The sequence below is a fragment of the Chitinophaga lutea genome, from assembly GCF_003813775.1.
Classification (GTDB): Bacteria; Bacteroidota; Bacteroidia; order Chitinophagales; family Chitinophagaceae; genus Chitinophaga; species Chitinophaga lutea.
On the sequence record NZ_RPDH01000001.1, the window covers coordinates 705,048 to 725,694 of the forward strand.

The 20,647-nt window shown below is 54.4% G+C and carries 16 protein-coding genes; 8 read left to right on the plus strand and 8 right to left on the minus strand.

Annotated elements, in window-relative coordinates; all coding sequences use genetic code 11:
* Nucleotides 1-169: 169 nt before the first annotated feature.
* From EGT74_RS02740 to EGT74_RS02750, 3 genes are all read right to left on the minus strand, one after another.
* Entirely contained in the window at nucleotides 170-1,348 is a 1,179-nt protein-coding gene (locus tag EGT74_RS02740; RefSeq protein ID WP_123845003.1) for an ROK family transcriptional regulator, read from the minus strand.
* Between the two features lie 534 nt (nucleotides 1,349-1,882).
* Entirely contained in the window at nucleotides 1,883-3,370 is a 1,488-nt protein-coding gene (locus tag EGT74_RS02745; protein WP_123845004.1) for an amidohydrolase family protein, read from the minus strand.
* Between the two features lie 79 nt (nucleotides 3,371-3,449).
* A complete protein-coding gene (locus tag EGT74_RS02750; protein WP_123845005.1) occupies nucleotides 3,450-4,025 on the minus strand; it encodes a Crp/Fnr family transcriptional regulator in 576 nt (191 codons plus the stop codon).
* Between the two features lie 81 nt (nucleotides 4,026-4,106).
* Between EGT74_RS02750 and EGT74_RS02755 the strand changes: the two genes are divergently transcribed.
* The 5 genes from EGT74_RS02755 to EGT74_RS02775 all read left to right on the plus strand — a co-directional run bounded on the left by EGT74_RS02755 (nucleotide 4,107) and on the right by EGT74_RS02775 (nucleotide 8,589).
* Nucleotides 4,107-4,802, plus strand: coding sequence for an HAD family hydrolase (locus tag EGT74_RS02755; protein ID WP_123845006.1), 696 nt, complete (start codon nucleotides 4,107-4,109; stop codon nucleotides 4,800-4,802).
* Nucleotides 4,799-5,425, plus strand: a complete 627-nt coding sequence (locus EGT74_RS02760) for a chloramphenicol acetyltransferase (RefSeq protein WP_123845007.1) — start codon at nucleotides 4,799-4,801, stop codon at nucleotides 5,423-5,425. The genes EGT74_RS02755 and EGT74_RS02760 overlap by 4 nt, the downstream gene beginning before the upstream one ends.
* 67 nt (nucleotides 5,426-5,492) lie before the next feature.
* Nucleotides 5,493-6,572 (plus strand): alkene reductase, encoded by a 1,080-nt coding sequence (locus EGT74_RS02765; RefSeq protein ID WP_123845008.1) that lies wholly within the window; start codon nucleotides 5,493-5,495, stop codon nucleotides 6,570-6,572.
* 99 nt (nucleotides 6,573-6,671) lie between these two features.
* Nucleotides 6,672-7,586, plus strand: coding sequence for a helix-turn-helix transcriptional regulator (locus EGT74_RS02770; protein WP_123845009.1), 915 nt, complete (start codon nucleotides 6,672-6,674; stop codon nucleotides 7,584-7,586).
* A gap of 73 nt (nucleotides 7,587-7,659) precedes the next feature.
* Nucleotides 7,660-8,589 carry an alpha/beta hydrolase gene (locus EGT74_RS02775; protein ID WP_123845010.1) on the plus strand — a complete coding sequence of 310 codons (930 nt, stop codon included), beginning with the start codon at nucleotides 7,660-7,662 and terminating at the stop codon, nucleotides 8,587-8,589.
* 154 nt (nucleotides 8,590-8,743) lie between these two features.
* On the opposite strand, the gene EGT74_RS02780 is transcribed toward EGT74_RS02775, so the two are convergent.
* Nucleotides 8,744-10,648 (minus strand): LuxR family transcriptional regulator, encoded by a 1,905-nt coding sequence (locus tag EGT74_RS02780; protein ID WP_158617972.1) that lies wholly within the window; start codon nucleotides 10,646-10,648, stop codon nucleotides 8,744-8,746.
* 239 nt (nucleotides 10,649-10,887) lie between these two features.
* Here EGT74_RS02780 and EGT74_RS02785 point away from each other — a divergent pair, with 239 nt between their 5' ends.
* Genes EGT74_RS02785 through EGT74_RS02795 form a run of 3 tightly spaced genes read left to right on the plus strand, consistent with a single transcriptional unit; the run spans nucleotide 10,888 to nucleotide 12,203 of the window.
* A complete protein-coding gene (locus EGT74_RS02785) occupies nucleotides 10,888-11,220 on the plus strand; it encodes a DUF4870 domain-containing protein (RefSeq protein WP_123845012.1) in 333 nt (110 codons plus the stop codon).
* Between the two features lie 36 nt (nucleotides 11,221-11,256).
* Nucleotides 11,257-11,730: a hypothetical protein gene (locus EGT74_RS02790; protein WP_123845013.1), complete on the plus strand. Its 474-nt coding sequence runs from the start codon at nucleotides 11,257-11,259 to the stop codon at nucleotides 11,728-11,730.
* Nucleotides 11,727-12,203: a hypothetical protein gene (locus EGT74_RS02795; protein WP_123845014.1), complete on the plus strand. Its 477-nt coding sequence runs from the start codon at nucleotides 11,727-11,729 to the stop codon at nucleotides 12,201-12,203. The genes EGT74_RS02790 and EGT74_RS02795 overlap by 4 nt, the downstream gene beginning before the upstream one ends.
* Before the next feature lie 181 nt (nucleotides 12,204-12,384).
* Here EGT74_RS02795 and EGT74_RS02800 read toward each other — a convergent pair whose 3' ends face one another.
* The 4 genes from EGT74_RS02800 to EGT74_RS02815 form a co-directional block, all read right to left on the minus strand.
* The gene (locus EGT74_RS02800; RefSeq protein ID WP_123845015.1) at nucleotides 12,385-14,370 is read right to left on the minus strand and encodes an FAD-dependent oxidoreductase; all 1,986 of its coding nucleotides are present in this window, start codon (nucleotides 14,368-14,370) and stop codon (nucleotides 12,385-12,387) included.
* A gap of 103 nt (nucleotides 14,371-14,473) precedes the next feature.
* A complete protein-coding gene (locus EGT74_RS02805; RefSeq protein WP_123845016.1) occupies nucleotides 14,474-15,922 on the minus strand; it encodes a RagB/SusD family nutrient uptake outer membrane protein in 1,449 nt (482 codons plus the stop codon).
* A 26-nt stretch (nucleotides 15,923-15,948) separates the two neighbouring features.
* Complete coding sequence (locus EGT74_RS02810; protein ID WP_123845017.1) at nucleotides 15,949-19,206, minus strand: TonB-dependent receptor; 3,258 nt, start codon at nucleotides 19,204-19,206, stop codon at nucleotides 15,949-15,951.
* Between the two features lie 257 nt (nucleotides 19,207-19,463).
* Nucleotides 19,464-20,639 (minus strand): FecR family protein, encoded by a 1,176-nt coding sequence (locus EGT74_RS02815; protein WP_123845018.1) that lies wholly within the window; start codon nucleotides 20,637-20,639, stop codon nucleotides 19,464-19,466.
* Between the last annotated feature and the right edge of the window lie 8 nt (nucleotides 20,640-20,647).

A 20,647-nucleotide genomic window follows, 5' to 3' on the forward strand; every position in this document is an offset into this window, starting at 1 on the left:
TGTTCACTGTAGAATTTTGAGAAGCAGCGACTACTTCGATTGTTATTTTTGGTTGCATCGTTGCCGGACCGGCAATTGCATCCAAAAACATGTTCACTGATTAATTTAACTGTTCACTGATATTCCTGTTCTTCGGGATCTTTGCTACTATTTAACAGCCCTCTTATATTTAGTTGACGTAATTCTCCATGACCAATGCGGCAGATCCGATCAATTCCGCTTCATAACCCAGTTGCGATACTTCTACCGCCGTATTGTCTGCCAGGCGGGGGATACAATGTTCGTTCAATGCCTGCTGCACGGGTGCCATCCACAGCTTGCCAGCCAAAGAGCCCCTGCCGCTGAGAATCACCGATTGGGGGTTGAGCAGGTGAATCAGGATGGCGATGCCCCGGCCGATGTTGTAGCCGATGGCTGCCAGCAGTTCCACACAGAACTTGTCCCCTTTCGCCGCCGCCTGCATAATGCGCTCGCAATCTTTTTCAATGTCACCGTCGGGGAAGTGTTTCGGCAATGCGGTGGTTTTGCCCGCTTTCACGCCTGCCGCCGCTTTTTCCAAAAGTACCAGCAGCGAGGTTTCTGTTTCGAGGCAGCCGCTCTTTCCGCAGCTGCATAATTTGTTGTTGTTGAAAAGCGGCAGGTGGCTGAACTCCCCGGCAAACCCGTTGTTCCCGCGGAACAACTGCCCGTTCAGGATCATGCCCAACCCTACGCCCCAGCCGATGTTGATCACCATGCTGTTATTCTTCTGCTGCGCGTTGCCGAAGCGGTACTCCGCCAGGGCGATGACGCTTGAATCGTTATCGATATACACCGGCAGCCTGGTGGCCTCCGAAAGGTATTCCACGATCGTCTGCCCGCTGCCGTCCTGCATGGGGAAAGAATAATTCATTCCCTTTTCCACATCTATAAACCCCGGCATCCCGATGCCGATACCGGCTATTTTCGATTTGCTGACCCCGGAGCGCTTCACTACTTCAAGGAGCTTCCGGGACAGGTTCTGAAGTACGTCAGGGTTATCTTTCAGCGGCAGTTCGAACTTCTCAATCCCTGTGATGTGGCGGTTTTCCAGGTCCATCAGCGATACACGCGTTACAAGCTGGTCCATGGACACCGACAATATGTACAGTGCTTTTTTATTAATGGTATAAATAATGGGGCGGCGTCCGCCGCTGGAAGGTGCATAACCGGATTCCTGCAAAATATTCTCCTTCACTAGGTTATTCACGGTCCGTATGATCAAAGGCAAACTCTTTCCTATCCGCTCGCTCAGCTCAGTTGCCGACAGAATATTGGTGTAGTAGAACTCTCGAAGAATTAAGCGTTTGTATTGCTCGTATTTTTTCATAGAGTGGATATCCGTCACAAGATACTTACATTTTTAAAATGAACAAGATACTTTCTATTTTTTTTAGAAAGTAGGGGAAATTTGGACAAAATAATGGAAGCGAGAGGTAATAAATGACAAAAAATGGTTGCCGAAGGTGATAGAAAAACCCGACTTCGACATGTTTCCTGGGCTGTTTTTGGCTGTTTTCAGGTGGGAGATCGCGGGATATAACGGCGAATGAAAAATTAGGGTGTAGAAGGTCTGTAAAAATCGAGACTTCTCCCCTCCTTCCGGGGCCGTTTTTTTTGAGGAGATGACAAGACATCAAGGCGAATGAAAGTCAGGACGCAGAAAGGCGGTAAAAAATCCTGATCTCCCAATCCCAGTAGCGTTGTTGCTTTTTTGCTTTCATGGAAGGGCAGATGCAGCATGCCTATGTAAAACGAATCCCAACACAGGCCGTAGCACAGCATCGGTTGATAACGCAAGTGCCCCCAGACAGGGCTATGAACGGGTGCCAACCCGCCGCGGACAATACAATGGCGGCACCTGCTAGAAATGAAGCCTCCTGCGAAAAATGACAGTTGTATCAACATAAGACGCCACGCTCCTGCAATAAAAAAAGACGGAGCGCAGCGGTAATGTATAAAGGGGCTGAAGTAAGCCGGATGCAGTTACATCCGCTCCTGCGAATGGCCCCTTGCTCACTTCCCTCCCGGCTTTATACACGGCTGCGATATTGCGCGTATTGGCAACACTGAAAGAAGGATCCGAGTATAAGATGAGCAAATCCGCCACCTTCCCTTTTTCGAGCGTACCATACTGCCGGTCAACTCTCAACGCGCGTGCGGCGTTCAATGTTCCGGCCGTAATGGCTTCTAACGGGGTGAGTCCCGCCTCCACCAGCAATTCCAGTTCAAGATGCTCTGAAAACCCCTGCGCCCGGATGGCGCTCGCGCCGGAGTCGGTGCCCAATGCAACCAGGATGCCCGCCTTATGAATGCGGTACACGTTTTTCAGCGCCACCTGGTGGGCGGTTTTGCTTCGCTGGTAAGCAGGCGATGTTTTCATTTGCTGCCGGTACGCCGGGGCGGAAATCATGTCGTGTGTGCCCGGCTCCAGCGATTGCTTAAAGAAGGGATCGTTGAGCCAGGGAGGTGTGTCGCCATAACTGTATGCAAATTTGTCGAGGGCAAGGGTGGGAATGTAAATGATGTTCCTGGCTTTCATATCCCTCAGCAGCGCATCATCCACTTCCTGATCGCGGATGCTGTGGGCGATGATATCTAGGCGATCGGCCACCAGCCGCCGTGCATCTTCACGGTAAAATAAGTGCGCTGCAGCCAGCATGCCGTTGCGATGCGCCGCGTCGATGAGCGCCCGGCATACCTCAGGTTGCAGGCGCGGGGTAGTGCTGCCCAGATTGTCCACCCACATTTTGATGGTTTTGACATGCAGGCCCGCCAGCGTGTCCACCTGCCGTCGCGCCTGTTCGGCATTCGCGGGACGATTGACCCGGTCCATCCCATTCACCGGCGGCGGTGTACCACCCGGCGCTGCAAACCCGAAACCGGCGGAATGATACCGCGCACCGGGCAGGGAGCCGTTCAGGGAGGAATCATAAAACCCGTTTTCAAATAGCAGCGGCCGGTCGGTCCCCATCACCAGCAGTTGTAGCACACCGTAATCCTGATAAAGTTTCAGCTGCCGCAGGATGTTTGGTTTTGTATAATGCTCCGCACTGGCGGTGGTACCATTGAGCGTGCCCACATGCACATGCGCGCTGATCAGCGCCGGCATGATGGTTTTGCCGGTAAGCGTAACAATGCTAGCATTATCGCCGCTGAGGTTTTTACCGATGGCCACTATGACGCCGTTCTCTATCAGTAGATCCATGTGCGGTTTGGCAGCGGCGCCAGTGCCGTCGATCAGATTCACGTCTTTGAGCAACAGTCTGGCAGGATCAACACCCGGCGGCCTGCTTCCGAGGAAAATGCAGGCAAACAAAAGAAGGGGCAATAACAGTGAGGTCCGTAACATAAGATCGTTTTTAAATGACAATACAGCAGCACCTTAATTAAGTTACGACATTATTCCGCTGCCGCCGTACTCCGCGCCATTACTCCTTAGCCTGCTCCAACTCCTTCAACGCCCGGTTGAGGCTCCGCAGCGTAACGCCCATATATGCGGCCATATCTTCCTTTGACAAAGTGATCTGTTGTTTCTTTTGCAGTTCCAGGATTTTTTTCAGCCCGTGCCCTATCGTATACAACTGCTGGAAAGAAGACCGGGTACTCGTATTGGCCAGCCGCTCCGCCAGTTCGTTCAGTAAAAGGCGGTTAAATGCAATATCCCTGTTCATCAATGCCCTGAAATACCGGCTATCCAGCGCGTACGCCAGCACATCGGACACCGCCCCGATATTACAAAGGCAATCGGTATCCCGGATAGCTTCCAGCTCCCCCACGATCTCACCGGCGCTCAGGAACTCAAAAATGAAATCCTTTCCGTTTTCCTCGCTGAAAAACACTTTGGCGATGCCTTCTTTGATGATGAACACCTTGGTTGGACGGCTCCCCTGCTCCAGCAAAAACCTGCCCCTGGAAAAAGACTTCAGCACCACATCTCCAACATGCTGGTTTTGCTGGTAGATATCTTCGATGAACGACAAAAAGGAAGGATTGGTTCGTAACATAAAAGGCCGGGCTTGGACAAATGTCCTTTTCTACAATGATTTTAACGCCGATTTTCGCGTTGCAAAAGGTACAAAAAAGCCATGAACGACAAAATTAAAATCATCGCCTTCGATGCGGACGACACCCTGTGGGTCAACGAACCTTACTTCCAGGAAACGGAAAAAGCGTTCTGCGCCCTGCTGGAAGACTATCTTCCCCACCACTCCGTATCGCAGGAGCTGTATAAAACCGAAATGACCAACCTGCACCTGTATGGGTACGGCGTGAAAGGATTCATGCTCTGCATGATCGAAACCATTCACCGCGTTACACAGGGCACGGCGAACCTCAGGCTGGTGGAAGAAGCCATCCGTCTCGGACAGGAACTGCTGCAAAAACCCATCGAGCTGCTCGACGGTGTGGAAGAAGTGCTCGGCGCCCTGAAAGGCAAATACCGCCTGGTGATGGCCACCAAAGGCGATCTGCTCGACCAGGAAAGGAAACTGAAAAAATCGGGGCTGCAGCATTATTTCCATCATATCGAAATCATGTCGGACAAACAGGTGGCGGATTACCGCAAGCTGCTCAAGCACCTCGACTGTGCCCCGGAAAACTTCCTCATGCTGGGCAATTCCATCAAATCGGATGTGCTGCCCGTACTCGAGTTGAACAGCCATGCCGCGCATATCCCCTATCATACCACCTGGGTACACGAAGTACATGAACATCGGCTGGAACACCCGAATTTCCTCGAACTGGAAAGGATCTCCGACATTTTAAACCATCTCGGCACATGAAACGGGAAATAAACATCGCTGTCTGGGAACGCGCCGACCAGTTCCGGTTTTTCTCTTCATTCACCGAACCGTTTTTCGGCGTCACCGTGCGGATCGACTGTACGCAGGCCTACCGCTACGCTAAGGAAAACAACCTTTCTTTTTTCCTCGTATACCTGTACCAGGCGCTGAAAGCGGCCAACCGGACGGAAGCGTTCCGGTACCGCATCACGGACGGGAGGGTATTCCTGTTCGACCAGGTGCACGCTTCGCCCACCATCAACCGGCCGAACGGCACCTTCGGGTTTGCCTATATGGACTTCCATGAGGGTGAGGCGGAGTTTTACGCAGCGGCGCAACAGGAGATCGATGCGGTGCAGCAAAGCACTGGCCTGATACCGGCCGTGGCGGGGGAAAACGTCATCCATTTCTCCGCCGTTCCATGGCTCGATTTCACCAGCCTCTCCCATGCGCGCAACTACCATTTCCCCGACAGCTGCCCTAAAATATCGTTCGGCAAAGTGACGGAAGAAAACGGCGTTAAGACGATGCCCGTTTCCGTGCATGTGCACCATGCGCTGGCAGACGGGTTCCATGTGGGGCAGTTTGTGGAGACGTTCCAGGAAGGGATGAAAGGGCTCTGAAAATAATTTGTCCCCGTTGGGCGCCGCCGGTCGTTATTGTTACAAACCACCCGAAAAAAGTAACAATATGACCACATTTTTTGACCCACTGACAGCCGGCAGCATCACCTTGCAAAACCGTATCATCATGGCCCCCATGACCCGCGGAAGGGCGGACGACGACGGTAACCAGGCGCACATTGCTGCTGAATATTATGCGCAGCGCGCTTCAGCCGGACTGATCATCTCGGAAGCCGTGAATATTTCGCCGTTGACGAAAGCCAACGACAATACGCCGGGCATTTATACGCTGGCACAGATCGACAGCTGGAAAGCAGTAACCAGCGCCGTTCATGAAAAAGGCGGTAAAATCTTCATGCAGCTTTATCACACCGGGCGCCTCTCGCTCCCCGAGATGCTGCCCGGCGGCGCACAGCCTGTTTCCGCCAGTGCCGTTACCGCCAAATGGCAGAACTTTACCCGGTCCGGTTTAAAAGACCTGGTCATGCCCACCGCACTGACCACCGACGGCATCCGGCAAACCATCCGTGATTTTGCCACGGCCGCCGGGAATGCCATTTCAGCAGGCTTCGACGGTGTAGAGCTGCACGCGGCGTACGGTTATCTCATCCACCAGTTTTTAGGCACCAACTCCAACATCCGCACCGACGAATACGGCGGCAGCCTGGAAAACCGCGCGCGGTTCCTGTTTGAAACCCTCGACGCTGTTGCTTCCGTTATCGGTGCAGGCAGAACAGGCATCCGGCTTTCGCCGGGCGTGCCCCTTCACGACATGGAAGAAAACGATGCGGCCACCCTCTACCCCTACCTGGCAGACGCACTGAGCAGTCGCCACCTCGCTTACCTGCACGTTGCGCTGGGCCCCGTGCCCGCTACGGATGTGGACTGGCATCAGCTGCTGCGACCAGCCTACCGCGGCGTGTATTTCGCTAACGGAGGTTTCACCAAATCATCTGGCGAAGCACTGCTGGCCGCCAATGGGGCGGACGCCATCGTGTACGGTAAACTGTTCCTGGCCAATCCTGATCTGCCGGAAAGGTTCAGGCAGGATGCCGTGTTGAATGTGCCCAACCCCACCACTTTTTACACACCCGGCGAAGTTGGATACACCGACTATCCCCGGATGGAGCAGGTGGTTACCGCATAGGCAGGCGTAAAGGGGAAGCCAGCTTATTCAGCCGGCTTCCCCTTTGTTACATCGGGCGCTAATATTCGCTATATTGCAACAGCTACCGCAAAAAGGGATATGTACTTTACCAGCCTGCCCGATCATACGCAGCCGGGGTTTGATGAGGAACTGCATTTCAGCAGGTTCAGGAAACACAACATCATCTTCAACGCCGCCGGCACTGAAAGCCATTGTGACGACCACGTGGGCTGCCTTTCCTTTAAAACGGTATTGGAAGGGGAAGAATGGTACGGGATCGATCGGCACCGGCTGGCTATCAGGCCCGGACAGTTCCTCATCCTGAATGACGAACAACATTATTCCTGCCGCGTCGACAAAGGCGTACACGTAAAAATCCTGTCGGTTTTCTTCCAGCAGGAATTCGCTTCATCCGTACTGCATGACGCACTGCACCGCGAAGATGCCCTGCTAGATGATCCTTTCCATCCCGGCACAACAAGGCCCGAGTTTTTCCAGGCGCTCAATGCCGTTACGCCGGAACTGCAGTTGCAATTGTCGCGGCTACTCGGCGCGCTGGACAACCAGGGGTATAACAGGACGATGACGGATGAATACCTCGTTTTCCTGCTGCATTACCTTCTCCGCACCCACCGGTCGGATATAAAACGGGTGGGCGATGTACATGCGCTGAAGGCCATTACGCGCACCGAGGTGTACAAACGGTTATGCATCGCCAAAGACCTGCTGCATTCTTCCTACACGGACAATCCCGACCTGGAGGCACTCAGCCGTGCCGCCTGTTTATCCGTGCCGCAACTGGTGAGGCAATTTAAAGCCGTGTTCCGCACCACGCCGCACCAGTACCTGATCCGCATCAGGCTTCACCACGCCGCCGAGCTCCTGCAACATACCGGCGCACCTGTGCAGGAGATCGCCTGGCAAACGGGATTTGAAGATGCCAGCGCATTCAGCCGCGCATTCAAATCCATGTTCGGCGTTCAGCCCATGAACTATAGAAAGCTGAAAGGCTAAATTGAGCATTTTTGCACATGCCCTTCCTGCATGCCGTGCTAATTTCGGCACGTACATCAAATCAACACCTTCATTGAAAACGATTTTCATTACTGCCCTGCTGGCTGCCGCAGGTTATGTTGCTCAGGCCCAGGAAGAAATACCTTTATACGGTTCTGTCATTCCCAACTCAAAACCTGCGCCTCCGGGCTATGTGGAGCATATAGACAGCACCGGTCTTACGCGAAACGTCACCCGCCCCACCCTCACGGTGTACCGGCCCGATAAAACCAAGGCTACCGGTACGGCTGTGATCATTTGTCCGGGTGGCGGTTACGCCGTGCTGCCCACGGCGCAGAGAAATATCCAGGCAGCCAAAGCATTTACCGATATGGGGATTACCGCCTTCATACTGAAATACCGCATGCCCAACGATGCGGTGATGGTCGACAAAACCATCGGCCCGTTGCAGGACGGGCAAACGGCCCTGCTGATAATACGCAAACGCGCCGCAGAATGGGGTATCGACCCGCATAAGATCGGATTCGTCGGTTTTTCCGCAGGCGGGCACCTGGCTTCCACGGTGGGCACGCAGTTCAACAGGCCCGTCATTGAGAACCCGGAGCAGATCAGCCTTCGTCCTGATTTTATGGTATTGGTGTACCCGGTGCTGCTTTTCGACCCGGCCATCCCCAGCGGCGTGCGCGAGCGACTGATCGGCACGGCCCCTTCAAAAGCCATACTGGATCTGTACAGCAGCGAAAAACAGGTAACTGCCGCTACCCCCCCGAGCTACCTGGTACATGCGGCGGATGATGATGTGGTGCCGGTAAAAAACTGTCTTGTTTTCTTTGATGCGCTGGTGAACGCCAAAGTGAAGGCATCCATGCATATTTATCAGGCCGGCGGCCATGGCTTCGGCGTGGAGAACCCGGACAACAAAGACAACTGGCCACATTCATGCAGGAACTGGCTGACGGAAAACGGGCTTCTGGAAAGCGCCTCTTCGCAGTTGGTGAAGTAAGCCCGGAAAGATGCGTTGATCAATTGTGGAGGTATGCAGCGAAGGATGAACATGCCATCAGCCTGTCCGGTTAACTACTCACGCCGCTGATGAAGTTGATCAATTACGAAGGTACGCAGCGAAGGATAAACACGCAGTCTGCCCGATCGGTTCATTACACCAGTCCACCGATAAACTGATCGAGGTTGTCATCTTTTTGCAAACCAAGCTTCTGTTTGAGGCGGTAACGCGCCATGCGGATGCTTTTCGGTTCCACGGCGAGGCGGCCGGCGATCTCTTTGGTGGAGAGCCCCATTAATATATAGGAGCAATATTTGAGATCGAGGCGGGTGAGGGTGTTGCCGGATTTTTCCTGCAAACGGGTAAAGAATTCGGGATGAATACCCGCGAAATCGGCTTTGAGACTTTCAAAATCATCGTCCTGCCGGCGGTTTTCCGTGATAATACGGTCCATTTGCCGCAGCGGGGGGTATTGCCGTGCGTGTTCGGTGATTTTCTTTTGCAGCGCCTGCAGCAGTTCATTCTTCTCTTCCACCTGCAGCGTGCCGGCCAGCAGCTCTTTCTGCAGCCGCTCCTGCCTTTCCTGCAACAGGAGTTGCTCCGCCTGGAGGCGCGCCGCTTCTTCCTCACGGAGATTGGCCTGCAGCAGGGCTTCCTGCTTTTCCATTTCCAGCCTTTTGGCTTCCGCCGCCTGTAGTTGCGACTGCCAATGCGCGTCGTCCTTCTCCCGGGCCAACAACTCCTGTTGCCTCCGAGCCGCCTTCAGCCTGAAATGATATGCGCGGAAAATAAACACCAGCGCCACCAGTGCCGCAATGATGAGGTACCCGTAAATAAAGTTGAGCTTGCGGTTAAAGGCGGCCCGCTCCTGTAAGGCCAGCAGCGCCTGCTCCTGTTTTTCGGACTGGTACTGGGCTTCCAGTTTCTTCGAAATGGCCATCTTTTCCGCATCGAAAAAGGCCTCGTAATGCCGCACGTAATCTTTATAATACCGCAGTGCCTTCACGGGGTCGCCGGCACGTTCGGCTACGTTCGACAGGCCGCGGAACATCCGGGCCCTGGTGATATTACCGCTGGAAGAGTCGGTTTCCAGTTCGGCCAGGGCGGTCAACAAAATCTTTTCGGCCGCATCGTACCGCCCTTCCCGGATCTCGTATTCGCTGAGAATGCCGTAACAATTGGCGATCACGTCCGGGTAACGAAGCTCCCGGGCCAGTTGCAGGGCTATGTTGATATATCTCTCCGCACTGTCGCGATACGCGGGCGGAAAATATTCGAAATACAAATTCCCGTTGTTCAACGCCACTACTGCTGCGGTATTCCTGAAAATGAGGCGGCCCTTTTCTTTCTCCGCTACCGCCAGCGCCAGGCTGTTGTAATGGAGTACGGAATCGAGGAGCACGTGCTGTGCGGTATCTTTCCGGTACCTCGACATAAAATTGCTGCCCATGGCCTGGTAGCTCCGGCAGATATCGTCCGGGTCGCCGCCCAGCAGTGCGGCTCGCAGCCCCTGCCGCACATATTTATCATACTTCTTTTCGTCTTTCCATTGAAAATAGAGCCCGGCTATATAATAACAGACCCCGCTTTCCCAACTGTACGCCTCGCCGCCTTCGAGCAGCTTGAGCGCATACAGCAGGCTCTGCATGCTTTTGTCGGATTCGTCGTTCACATATTCCAGCCAGCCCTTGCGGTACCATACGAACCCCTGGATGTCTTTCCGGGAAGTGCGTTCGGCAAACCACAGGGCACTGTCGATGCTCCGCTTCGCCGCGGCCACATCATTGGCCTGTATATATAAATAGGTGAGGGTGCCGTAGGTGAACGCACCGTACTGCCCGTCCTTTTCGCGCCTGGACAATACCAGCGCCTGCCGTTCTATCCGGATGGCTTCGTGTATATCCTTGTAGTGCAGGGCCCGGGCCAACCGGCCCATGGTCATGATGCGGTTTCCCGTAGTGAGGTCGGCCGCGTTGAGCGCGCCTCTGAGTGAATCAATCAGAATGGTTTGTGCATGACTGCTGCCGGGCAACAGGTAAATCAAAACAATGAATGCCAAACACAATTTGCGGGTGTTTACCATGCGGTAAAAATAAGGCTATTCGGTATTCCCTGTTACATATGAACATTCTACATAATACCTAAATACACCCTCCTCAATAGATAAGATTTGCCGTAGACACTTTGTAGACGCTCCGTCACTACCACGTAGTAGCTCTGTAGGCGCCCAAAAAAACGAAACGCGGTGGCCGGCCCATAGCTTTGCTTCACATTCCTTATCACACAAAACCGTTTCGTATGACAAACAAAACCATGGCCATCGTTGCCTACATTACCCTGATCGGATGGCTGATTGTTTATTTCAAGCACAAAGACATGCCGGAAAAAAGCCCGCTCGTGAGCTACCACCTGGGCCAGTCGCTCGGCATCATGATCCTGGGCCTGGCCCTGAGCATCGTCACCGGCGTCGTGGTGGCTGTTGCGCCCCCGCTGAGCTTCCTGATGTCTATCGCCGGCCTTCTTCCATTGATATTGCTCATTTTCGGCATCATTGCCGCCAATAACGAAAGCTGCAGCCCCGTGCCCGGTGTGGGTCGGCTGTTTGAGAACCGTTTCAGCTTTCTCAACTAAGCGCTTTCGTTTTTTAACCCACCAAACCCAGACCCGATGAAAAGTGGATACATGCTCTTGTGCTGCGCATGGCTCTTCACCATCGCTCCTGCCTGCGCCCTGGCGCAGCAAGGCGATGTGGAGATCACCCTCGTGCTGAAAAAAACCGGCAGTACCGACAGTAGCCGGTACAACGTGCAGGGATACTCGTTCCAAACCGACGGGCCTACGTCCGGCGCCTACCGCGCCGGTATCCGGCAGAATCTCTCCATCGAACTGGCAGACATCATGGACGAGCAGCTCCTGCAATGGACCGGCAAAAGCGCCATTGCCCTCGACGGCCGGCTCGTGGCAAAAAATATCCGCACGGGCCGCATCGTAGCGGAAGCCGTTTTCCGGAAAGCCCACCTGCAGGAAGCGACGGAAGTGTTCTATGCAGGCGAAGACGGACAGGCGGAACACAAAGCCTCCATCGTCATCAGCCCGGGCACCCTGGAACTGAATCGTGTACCGGTAAAAATGCATCCATGAAACGACACCTCTTACCCATACTGGCAACCTTCCTCGGTTCCGGCGCCTTTGCACAAAAAACGGGGATTACCATTCAGCTGGCACTGAGCGATCCGGCCAGCGGACAACAAGCCACTTATACGTCCAACTCGCTGATCTATTCCATGAACCGTCTTTACCCGGACAGCATCCCTTCGGCAAGCCGCATAGGGGAAATGCTTGTACAAACGAATGTGGTGCTTGGTAATAATCCGCTGGCGCTGGAATGGGTCTGTAATCCAGGGCGCGCAATGAACATTACTGCAGAAATTAAATCAAGCGCAACCGGCAAACTGCTGCGCCGGCTGGTGTTTTACGGTGTAAGCCTTTACCAGGGCACACAAATCACCAGCACTTACGGTGAGATCAATGACGTGCTGAACATCAGCTTCCACGCCAGCCCGCGGACCACCGCCAGTGGTGTGCCGCTCGAAGTAATGCTGCCTCAAAGGTAAAGCCGCTGAACCGGAACCGGATTACCGGGCATTCAAAGCAACTGCCGGCAACCGTCGCTCCGGCTGACATCAATGCCGTTATTAAATCTGTGATGTTGAGGAGATAGTAAAAACGGGGACCATGCAAAATGAAGAGGCCGCGATGTGCGGCCTCTCTTCTTTTTACTGCAGACGATGTATTTTATTTTTCCGGCACAAACAGCACGGCATCCGCTACCACGGTTCCGTCGGCGCCTTCGGTGGTGATTTCCACGTAACCCTTCCGGCCTTTTTCGAGGCGCACCGTCCCGAGGTCTACCCACTCACCGGACGTTTGTCCTTCCACCCGCACCGATGCCGCGGTGTACTTCGTTGGCGTGGTGGTTTTTCCATCGGGGGAAAGGTTGATTTTAGTAACAGTAGTGAGACCGGCATGTTTCGGTACATATGTGTAAACGCGGTAAACGCCATTGCTCACCACCTCCGGCGTAAAGCGGATGCTGCCGCCGTTTCTGGAAGCGATATGTACCGACGGGCCGTAGGCGCCTCTTTTTTCTTTCGTCCACTCACCCGAGATCTCCACGTTACCGGCGTCGTCGTTGTCCACGAGAATTTCCGCGGTGGCATTGGTGGCCAGCGGCCTGCGGCGAAGCTCCTCCTGCAATGCGGGCACGTCAATGTCCTGCACGGCCTGTTTTTTGTCGATCGCCATGGCAGCTGCGGTGGCGGCTGATTGCGCCAGCACCATAAACACAGGCTCCATGCGGATGGAGCCGTAGGCGATGTGGGTAGCCGACAAACAAACCGGTACCAGCACATTGCTACATTCCTCCGCTTTGGGAATGATGGAACGGTACGCAATCGGGTACGGACCGAAACCGCCCACCTGTACGTCACCTTCATTTTTGACCATGCCATTATGTACGATGCGCTGGGTGTTGTGGGAATCCATGGTATAAGCAGCCATGCCTACACCGTCTTTCACCACTTCGCGGCCTTCGCAGTTGGCCTGCGTCATCACGTAAGCGCCGGTCATACGGCGGGCTTCGCGCACGTACATCTGTGGCGACCAATAGCCGGATTCCCTGTATTCATCTTTGGGATAGCCCCATTTCAGCATGTCGGCGCGCAGGGTGGCGGGCATGCGCGGGTCGTGGCCGATGAAATACAGCAGGCCCTTATTATACAGTTCATGTTCTTTGATGATTTTTTCGCGGGTGGCGTAATCCGCTTCGGGGTAGTCGTAGTTCATGCCGATCATATCGGTGGAAAAAGCGCCGTTATTGTTTATGTCTGTTTTGTTGTTCGGCATGCGGTCGAATTTCAGGATGCCGTTGAGGCTGCCGGGTTTTATTTTTTCCACCACCCTTGCCAGCAGTTCATATCGGGCCGGATCATATCCTTCCGGTTGCGTGATGGGCACCATGTTGGCAGGCTGGTTGGTGAGGCATATCCTGAAATTATACGCCTGCACTTTTTTATCGCCTGTACCCTGCGGTTCCAGCGGAGCGGGACTGATGCCCCATACCAGCCCGCTTTCCGGTTTGCCGGGCACTTTATAGGGATCGATGCTGTCGGGGAACTGGTGTTTATCACGAAGCTGCACCCCATTGTAGGTTTCGCCGTATTGTGCATTCGCCTCACGGCCCACCGTGTAAGAGATGCCCGCCTTCGCCATCAGGTCGCCTTCATAGGAACAGTCGATGAACATTTTAGCCCTGATTACGCTGTGCCTGGCCGTTCCTCCGGCGGAAGGCTCCAGCTGAATTTCCGTCACGCGGCCGTTTTCTTTTTTCGCGGCAGTGATGCGGTGCTGGTAGAGCACTGCTACATCCGCTTCCCTGATATACTGGTGAAAGGTCCGTTCCGCTACACCGGGCTCGAATATCCACTGTTCGAACTTGCCATAATGTTTGCCGATGCGCCGGTAATAATCGCGGGAAAGCCCGGTAATGGCGTATTTGTTCCCTATATCGGTATAACCCAAGCCCCCGGACGTAAGGCCACCCAGTCTTTTGCCGGGCTCGATCAGCAACACGGTCTTGTTCATTTTTTTGGCGGTATACGCGGCTATCACGCCTGCCGAAGAGCCGCCGTACACACATATGTCTACCTGCTTCACCGCCTGCGCGAGCACCGCCAGCGGCAGCACGAACAGGCAGAGCAGTAATCCTGATCTTTTATTCATTATTATCGGGTTTGTTTGAAAAAGCGCCCCGCACCCGGAATACAGATTCACTCCGGGGCGGCGGCATGTTGTGTTAAAAAATTCGCGTTACCGGACCAATCGTCTAGTATCCGGGATTCTGATCTTTCACCGGGTCGATGGCCGTATTGTAGTTGTACTCGATGGTCGGGATGGGCCACAGCAAATGACGCTGCGTCATCGTTTTTCCTTTCACCGCCAGGATGGTTTGCTGGGCGATGCCGAGGCGCTTCAGGTCGAGCCAGCGCTTGGCTTCCGCACAGTTTTCATATCCACGCTCCTTTACCACCAGGTTGATGAAAGGTTGTTTAGCAGCATAGTCCGCGAGTTTGAAATCCACGGTGGCATCGGCAGCGGTGGGATTTTTACCGTACGCCCTGCGGTGCACCATGTTCAGTTTCTCCATCGCGTCGGCAGACGGCGCGCCATCGGCCTGGGCCACGGCTTCCGCGTAAAACAGGAGGATGTCTGCATAGCGGTACATGGGATAATCGTTGCCACCGGCGGTTACCGCACCCTTGTCGCTGAACTTTTTATTCAGGATGGTAGCGGGACCAAGGCCGAAAGTCTGGCTGTACCAGTTAAAGCTGTAGCGCAGGTCGTTCTTGTCCCAGTTTTTGATGAAGCTGTTCTGCTGCGAATCACTGTAAAAAGTATAAAACCCACCGGGAGGATAATACCCCGAGTTCGGATAATGGCAGTATTGCGGGTAAGCAAAACCCTGGCCAGACGGCGTACGGGCGTATTTGATGTAGAAGATTTCCTCCGTGGACGTTGCGATATCCGGTCCGAAGAGTTTATCAAAATCCGCGGCCACAGTTACATTTACGAGCGAAAACTTGCCGGACTGGATAACCTCCAGCGCTTTGTCCCGCGCCTTACCATACTGGAGCAGATTCATGTACACATCGGTGAGCACGGCTTTCACGGACCACTTGGAAGGCGTGCCGATGAGGCGGGGCGCATCGCCCAGGTTCTGCTCGGCATATTCCAGGTCGGCCAGGATGTAGCTGTACACTTCTTCCTGCGTGGAGCGGCGGAGGTTGATGGTATCCATATTGGTCTCCGTGCGCAGCGGCACACCGGCCCAGTTACGCACCAGGAAAAAATAGTACAGCGCGCGCATATACCTCGCCTCACCAAGGTACCGCTGCAGCTGCGCGGGCGTCAGTTCCTTGCCGGCCGGGGCTTTCTGTATCACGATGTTGGCGTTGCGGATACCCTGGTAAAAGGCGCTCCACATGTCGCCGACGCGGGTAATGTTGGTGTTATCGAGACCGTTGTAATCGTTCAGCGGGGCATGACTGCCGCGGCCGATCAGGTAGTCGCCGTAAATTTCCTGCTGGCACTGATAGAGCGCGCCCATCGTACCGCTGCCGCGAACGGGCGTATAAATGGCGTTCAAACCGGCTTCCACTTCAGTGGGCGTATTGTAAAAAAGCTCTGCGGCGATGGACTTCGGTTTTTCTTCGAGCACTTTCGAGCAGGAAGCCATCAGCAACGCGGTGAATATGAGGAGAAAGGATTGTTTCATACGTAATGACTTGTGATGTTAAAAAACTAGAACCCGCAGCGGATACCGAACGTTACGGATTTATTCGTGGGATAAATGGCGTAGTCGATCCCCTGGTTAACGGAGTTGGCGCCGCCGTATGCGTTCACTTCAGGATCGTACCAGGAGTACTTCGTGAACGTGATCAGGTTCTGGCCGCTGGCGTATACCTGTGCGCTCTTCATCCATTTCCAGCCAAACTTCTGCACGGGCAGGTTGTAAGCCAGCTGGATGTTTTTGAAACGGAGGTAGGATCCGTCTTCCACGAAGCGGGTCGACATATTCCCGTTTAAAGTCCTTGTGATCTTCGGGTATTTGCCGTTCGGATTTTCCGGCGTCCAGTGGCTTTCGTACACTTCGCGCGGCAGGTTCAGGCCCATGCCCAGGTCGAGGGAAGCGGCCTTGTTGAGATTGAAGATGTCGTTGCCCTGCGAGCCCTGGATGAATACCGTCAGTTCCAGCCCTTTCCAGCTTGTTACGGAATTCAGGCCGTAGATGAAATCCGGGTTGGGATCGCCGATGTAGGTCTTGTCGGCCGCGCTGATAGCGCCGTCTTTATTGATATCCTCGTATTGCAGGAGACCGGTGGAGGTGTAGCCCGTTTCGCGGTACCCGTAAAAAATCCCCATCGGCTGACCTTCACGGAGCAGGTTCACGTAATCGTTGAGGGAACCGGTGTAAAAAGACTGCCCGAAAATGTCCTGCCCTTTGTAGAGTTTCACCACTTTGTTGCGGTTGAAGGCGATGTTGCCGTTCACACTCCAGTTCACTTCACGTTTCAGAATGTCTGCTTCCACGCCCAACTCAAAACCGGTGTTCTGCATTTCACCCACGTTCTGCAGGGTGGTGAGGTAACCGGTAGAAGAAGGAAGGCGCACGGTGTTCAGCAGGTTCTCCGTTCTCTTTTTATAATAATCGAGCGTAACACGCAGGGCGTTCTGCAGGAAACCGATGTCTGCCCCGATATCCAGCTGTTTGGTGGTTTCCCATTTCAGGTCGCCGGGCAATGTGGTGCCGGGGGCAAACGCCACGTACAGTGCATCGCCGAAGATGGTGTTGGACGAGCCCAGCTGGTTTAGCGTGGCGTAAGGCGAAATGGACGTGCTGCCGGAAAGGCCGTAAGTAGCCCGCAGTTTCAGGTCGGAAATGATGCGTGACTGCTTCAGGAAATTTTCGTTGGAAGCCTTCCACGCAATGGCGGCGGACGGAAAGTTCTGCCACTGGTTTTCCTTGGAGTAGCGCGACGAACCGTCGCGGCGGATGCTGGCGGTGAAAAGGTATTTGTCGTTGTAGGAATAATTGATCCTCCCGAGATACGACAGCAATGCCCATTTGGAATACCCGCTCGACGGGATGCCGGGCGTGGCGGCGCTGCCGAGGTTGCCGGTGCCGGTCACATCGCTCAGAAAACCGGTGCCGGATCCGTTCAGGGAGGTGCTGGTATGGTCCTGGTAAGTGAACCCGCCCATGAGGGTAAAGGAGTGTTTGTCCACTTCTTTCATGTATGTCACCACGTTCTCGTTGAGGAGCCCTGTTTGCTGGGAAGTTTCCACAGCGGCGTTGCCCACGGAATTGGTGGTGGGCTCGATGTTGGAATACCTGTCTACCCGGTCGTTCAGGTTATCGATGCCGCCGGAAATCTTGATGGTAAGCCCTTCCAGCGGACGTATCGTCAAAGCGGCATTGGTGAACACCCGGTCACCCTTGATCCGGTCTGTCTGTTCATTGATCGGGATGAGGGGGTTGATGATCACATTGGAAATAAACGGATACGCTGTGTTCAATCTTCTGTACGTGCCATCCGCCAGGTAAGGCGTAAGCGAAGGCGGCGCCATCAGCATGGCGGAGATCAGGTCGCTGCCACGGTTGCCCTGGCTGGAATTCTGCCGGGAACTGTTGAGGCGGGTGAGCACGGTGTTGAAAGACACGCTGAACATCTTGCTGATGTCGTGCTCGATGTTGCCGCGGATATTGTAACGTTTATAGTCGCTGGCTTCGATGATACCGTCCTGCAGGTAAGCTGAGCTCGACAGGGAGAATTTCGTCTTTTCCGTACCGCCGTTCACCGTCGCACTGATGTTGTAGATCGGTGCGGTGCGCAGCACAAGATCCTGCCAGTCGGTGCCCGCATTGCCGCCCAGGCTGTCGATCTGCGCCTGCGTGAAATAGGCGGCCAGCCCGTCGTTTTTGGCCTGTTCGTTATAGAGTAATGCGTACTGCTGCGCAGTCATCAGCGGCATCTTTTTCGAAACGGTCTGCAGGGTGTAGCCCGCTTCCACATCTACCGTAGTGGCATCTTTTTTACGACCGCTTTTGGTGGTGATCATCACCACGCCATTGGCGCCCCTCGAACCATAGATGGCGGTGGACGAAGCGTCTTTCAGGATTTCGATGGAAGCGATATCTGAGTTTTGCAGAAAGGTGGGATTGCCGTTGTATGGAAATCCGTCGATCACATACAGCGGTTCGTTGCCGCCGAGGATGGAGTTGGTGCCGCGTATGCGCACGCTGATACCGCCACCCGGCGCACCGCTGTTCTGCATCACGCGCACGCCGGCCGCGCGGCCGTTGAGCGCCTGCATGATGTTGGTGGATGGATAGGAGGTGATGTCTTTCGATTTCACCTGGCTCAGCGAACCGGTGAGGTCGCTCTTTTTGATGGCGCCATAGCCGATCACGACAATTTCTTCGGTGCTGCTCACCTGGTCTTCCAGCGAAAAGTTCAGCGGCTGGTCGCCTATCACCTGCGCCTCTTCGCTTTTAAAACCGATGAACGACACCAGCAGCGTGGTGCCGCGCGCCACGCGCAGTCTATAGTTTCCGTTGGCATCGGTCACGGCCCCGTTGGTGGTACCTTTCACCACCACGGAAGCCCCCGGCAGCGGCGACCCGCTTTTATCCGTCACCCGGCCGTTGGCCGTCACTATGGTATCCTGCACCAGGGTTTTCACCACCGACAGCGCGGAGAACGTTTCTTTTTGTTTGATGACGATATTTTTCCCGACGATGGAATACGACAGTTGCTGGTTGCGGAGGCACACCAGCAGCGCTTCTTCGAGCGGCATCTTTTTGACGTCGACCGATACCTTCGGCGCCTTGTCGATCAGCAGGTGGTCGAAGAAAAACACGTATCCCGTTTGTTTTTCAATGCTGCGGAACAATTTTTCGAGGGATACATTCTTCTCGGACAGCGTTACCTGCTGAGCGAAACTTTTTGCGCTGACCTGTAAACATGCGGCTAAAAGGATGATAGCGGAGAACTTCATAACTAACAGCATTTTGGCGGTGGTGCGCCGTTTAAAATACCGCGTGCAAATAGAACTAAAAAACATAATTTTGGTTTGTTAGGGTAATAAATTCCCACCCGGCCATGGGCCGGGAACGTGGAGTACCGTGGAAATAACTGATCATGGATTGCCCTTATACACGACCGGATCCGAGTGCCATCGGGTCCGGTTATTTTTTTAAGGACAATGGAGCCTGTTTTTTTTCATTTGTTTAGTTTTCTACATAACGATTTTTACTATGGTGTTATAACGATCTTTTTACCTTCTATCCGGTAGCGGACTTTGCTCAGTTCCAGTATTTTCATCACTTCCGTTACGCTGCTGCTTCTTTCGATTTTTCCGCCGAACTCCCTGGCCGGAATATCGCCCTCGTAAGTCACTTCCGCATCGTACCAGCGCCCGATCTGGCGCATCACCCCTTCGAGGCTTTCGTGGTTGAAATGAAAGTAGCCGTTTTTCCAGGCCGTCACTTCTTCCACGTCCACCCTGTCGTTCAGCGTCATTTTACCGGCCGCGCTGAGGCGGGCCTGCTGGCCGGGCTTGAGGAGCATTGCCTGCGCGCCGTGCTGAATGTTCACCGCGCCTTCGAGCAGGGTGGTTTGTATGCTGTTTTCGTCTTTATAAGCCATCACGTTAAAATGCGTGCCCAGTACCTGCACCGCCATCTCGTTCACTTTCACGGTGAAGGGCATGGCCGGGTTCTTCGCCACTTCAAAATAGGCTTCGCCATTCAGCTGCACCTCTCTCGTTTTACCGCTGAAGGCGGTGGGGAAACGCAGGGACGATGCAGCATTGAGCCACACATTGGAACCATCGGGGAGGATGATGCGGAACTGGCCTCCCTTCGGGGTAGACAGCGTATTGTAACTGATCCCGCCCCCTTTCCCGGAGGCGTCGGTGTTATACGCCAGCTGCCCGCTGTTCAGCTTGATCACCTGTACGTTCCCCTGGCTGGCAATAGCGCCGTTACCGGCGGTATCGAGCGTAATGCGGCTGCCGTCGGCCAAAGTCAGTATGGCTTTATCGCCGCCGGGGATCAATGCTCCGGCATGCACGGGGATAGCAGCCTGCTGCCGGTTTTGCGACGCCTGCCTGAACAAATAAACGGTAGTGAGCGTAGCGGACAGTAAAACAGCGGCTGCGGCAGCATAGCGGATGAGCCGTTTCAGGATGGGCTGCGTTTGGCGAGCGGGGGCCTTGCCGGCCATGATGGAGCGCCGCACGGCGTCCATACGCGCGGGGTCAGAGAGGCCATGCATTGCCTTATTCTCCAGCAGCCCTCCTACAGCGGATTCCCATTGCCGGCGCATATCTTCGTCGTGCAGCGAATCCATTAAGCGGGCCGCCTCTTCGCGGCTGAGGTCTCCGCGCAGATACCTGTCTAATAAAGTGGAAAAAGTTTGATGGTCCATAACGCGAA

Coding starts and splice junctions, on each gene's coding strand:
- EGT74_RS02815 (WP_123845018.1), bottom strand. CDS start 20,639: ATGGACCATCAAACTTTTTCCACTTTATTAGACAGGTATCTGCGCGGA.
- EGT74_RS02745 (WP_123845004.1), bottom strand. CDS start 3,370: ATGTTACGGACCTCACTGTTATTGCCCCTTCTTTTGTTTGCCTGCATT.
- EGT74_RS02765 (WP_123845008.1), top strand. CDS start 5,493: ATGACCACATTTTTTGACCCACTGACAGCCGGCAGCATCACCTTGCAA.
- EGT74_RS02805 (WP_123845016.1), bottom strand. CDS start 15,922: ATGAAACAATCCTTTCTCCTCATATTCACCGCGTTGCTGATGGCTTCC.
- EGT74_RS02760 (WP_123845007.1), top strand. CDS start 4,799: ATGAAACGGGAAATAAACATCGCTGTCTGGGAACGCGCCGACCAGTTC.
- EGT74_RS02795 (WP_123845014.1), top strand. CDS start 11,727: ATGAAACGACACCTCTTACCCATACTGGCAACCTTCCTCGGTTCCGGC.
- EGT74_RS02800 (WP_123845015.1), bottom strand. CDS start 14,370: ATGAATAAAAGATCAGGATTACTGCTCTGCCTGTTCGTGCTGCCGCTG.
- EGT74_RS02740 (WP_123845003.1), bottom strand. CDS start 1,348: ATGAAAAAATACGAGCAATACAAACGCTTAATTCTTCGAGAGTTCTAC.
- EGT74_RS02755 (WP_123845006.1), top strand. CDS start 4,107: ATGAACGACAAAATTAAAATCATCGCCTTCGATGCGGACGACACCCTG.
- EGT74_RS02785 (WP_123845012.1), top strand. CDS start 10,888: ATGACAAACAAAACCATGGCCATCGTTGCCTACATTACCCTGATCGGA.
- EGT74_RS02750 (WP_123845005.1), bottom strand. CDS start 4,025: ATGTTACGAACCAATCCTTCCTTTTTGTCGTTCATCGAAGATATCTAC.
- EGT74_RS02790 (WP_123845013.1), top strand. CDS start 11,257: ATGAAAAGTGGATACATGCTCTTGTGCTGCGCATGGCTCTTCACCATC.
- EGT74_RS02810 (WP_123845017.1), bottom strand. CDS start 19,206: ATGAAGTTCTCCGCTATCATCCTTTTAGCCGCATGTTTACAGGTCAGC.
- EGT74_RS02770 (WP_123845009.1), top strand. CDS start 6,672: ATGTACTTTACCAGCCTGCCCGATCATACGCAGCCGGGGTTTGATGAG.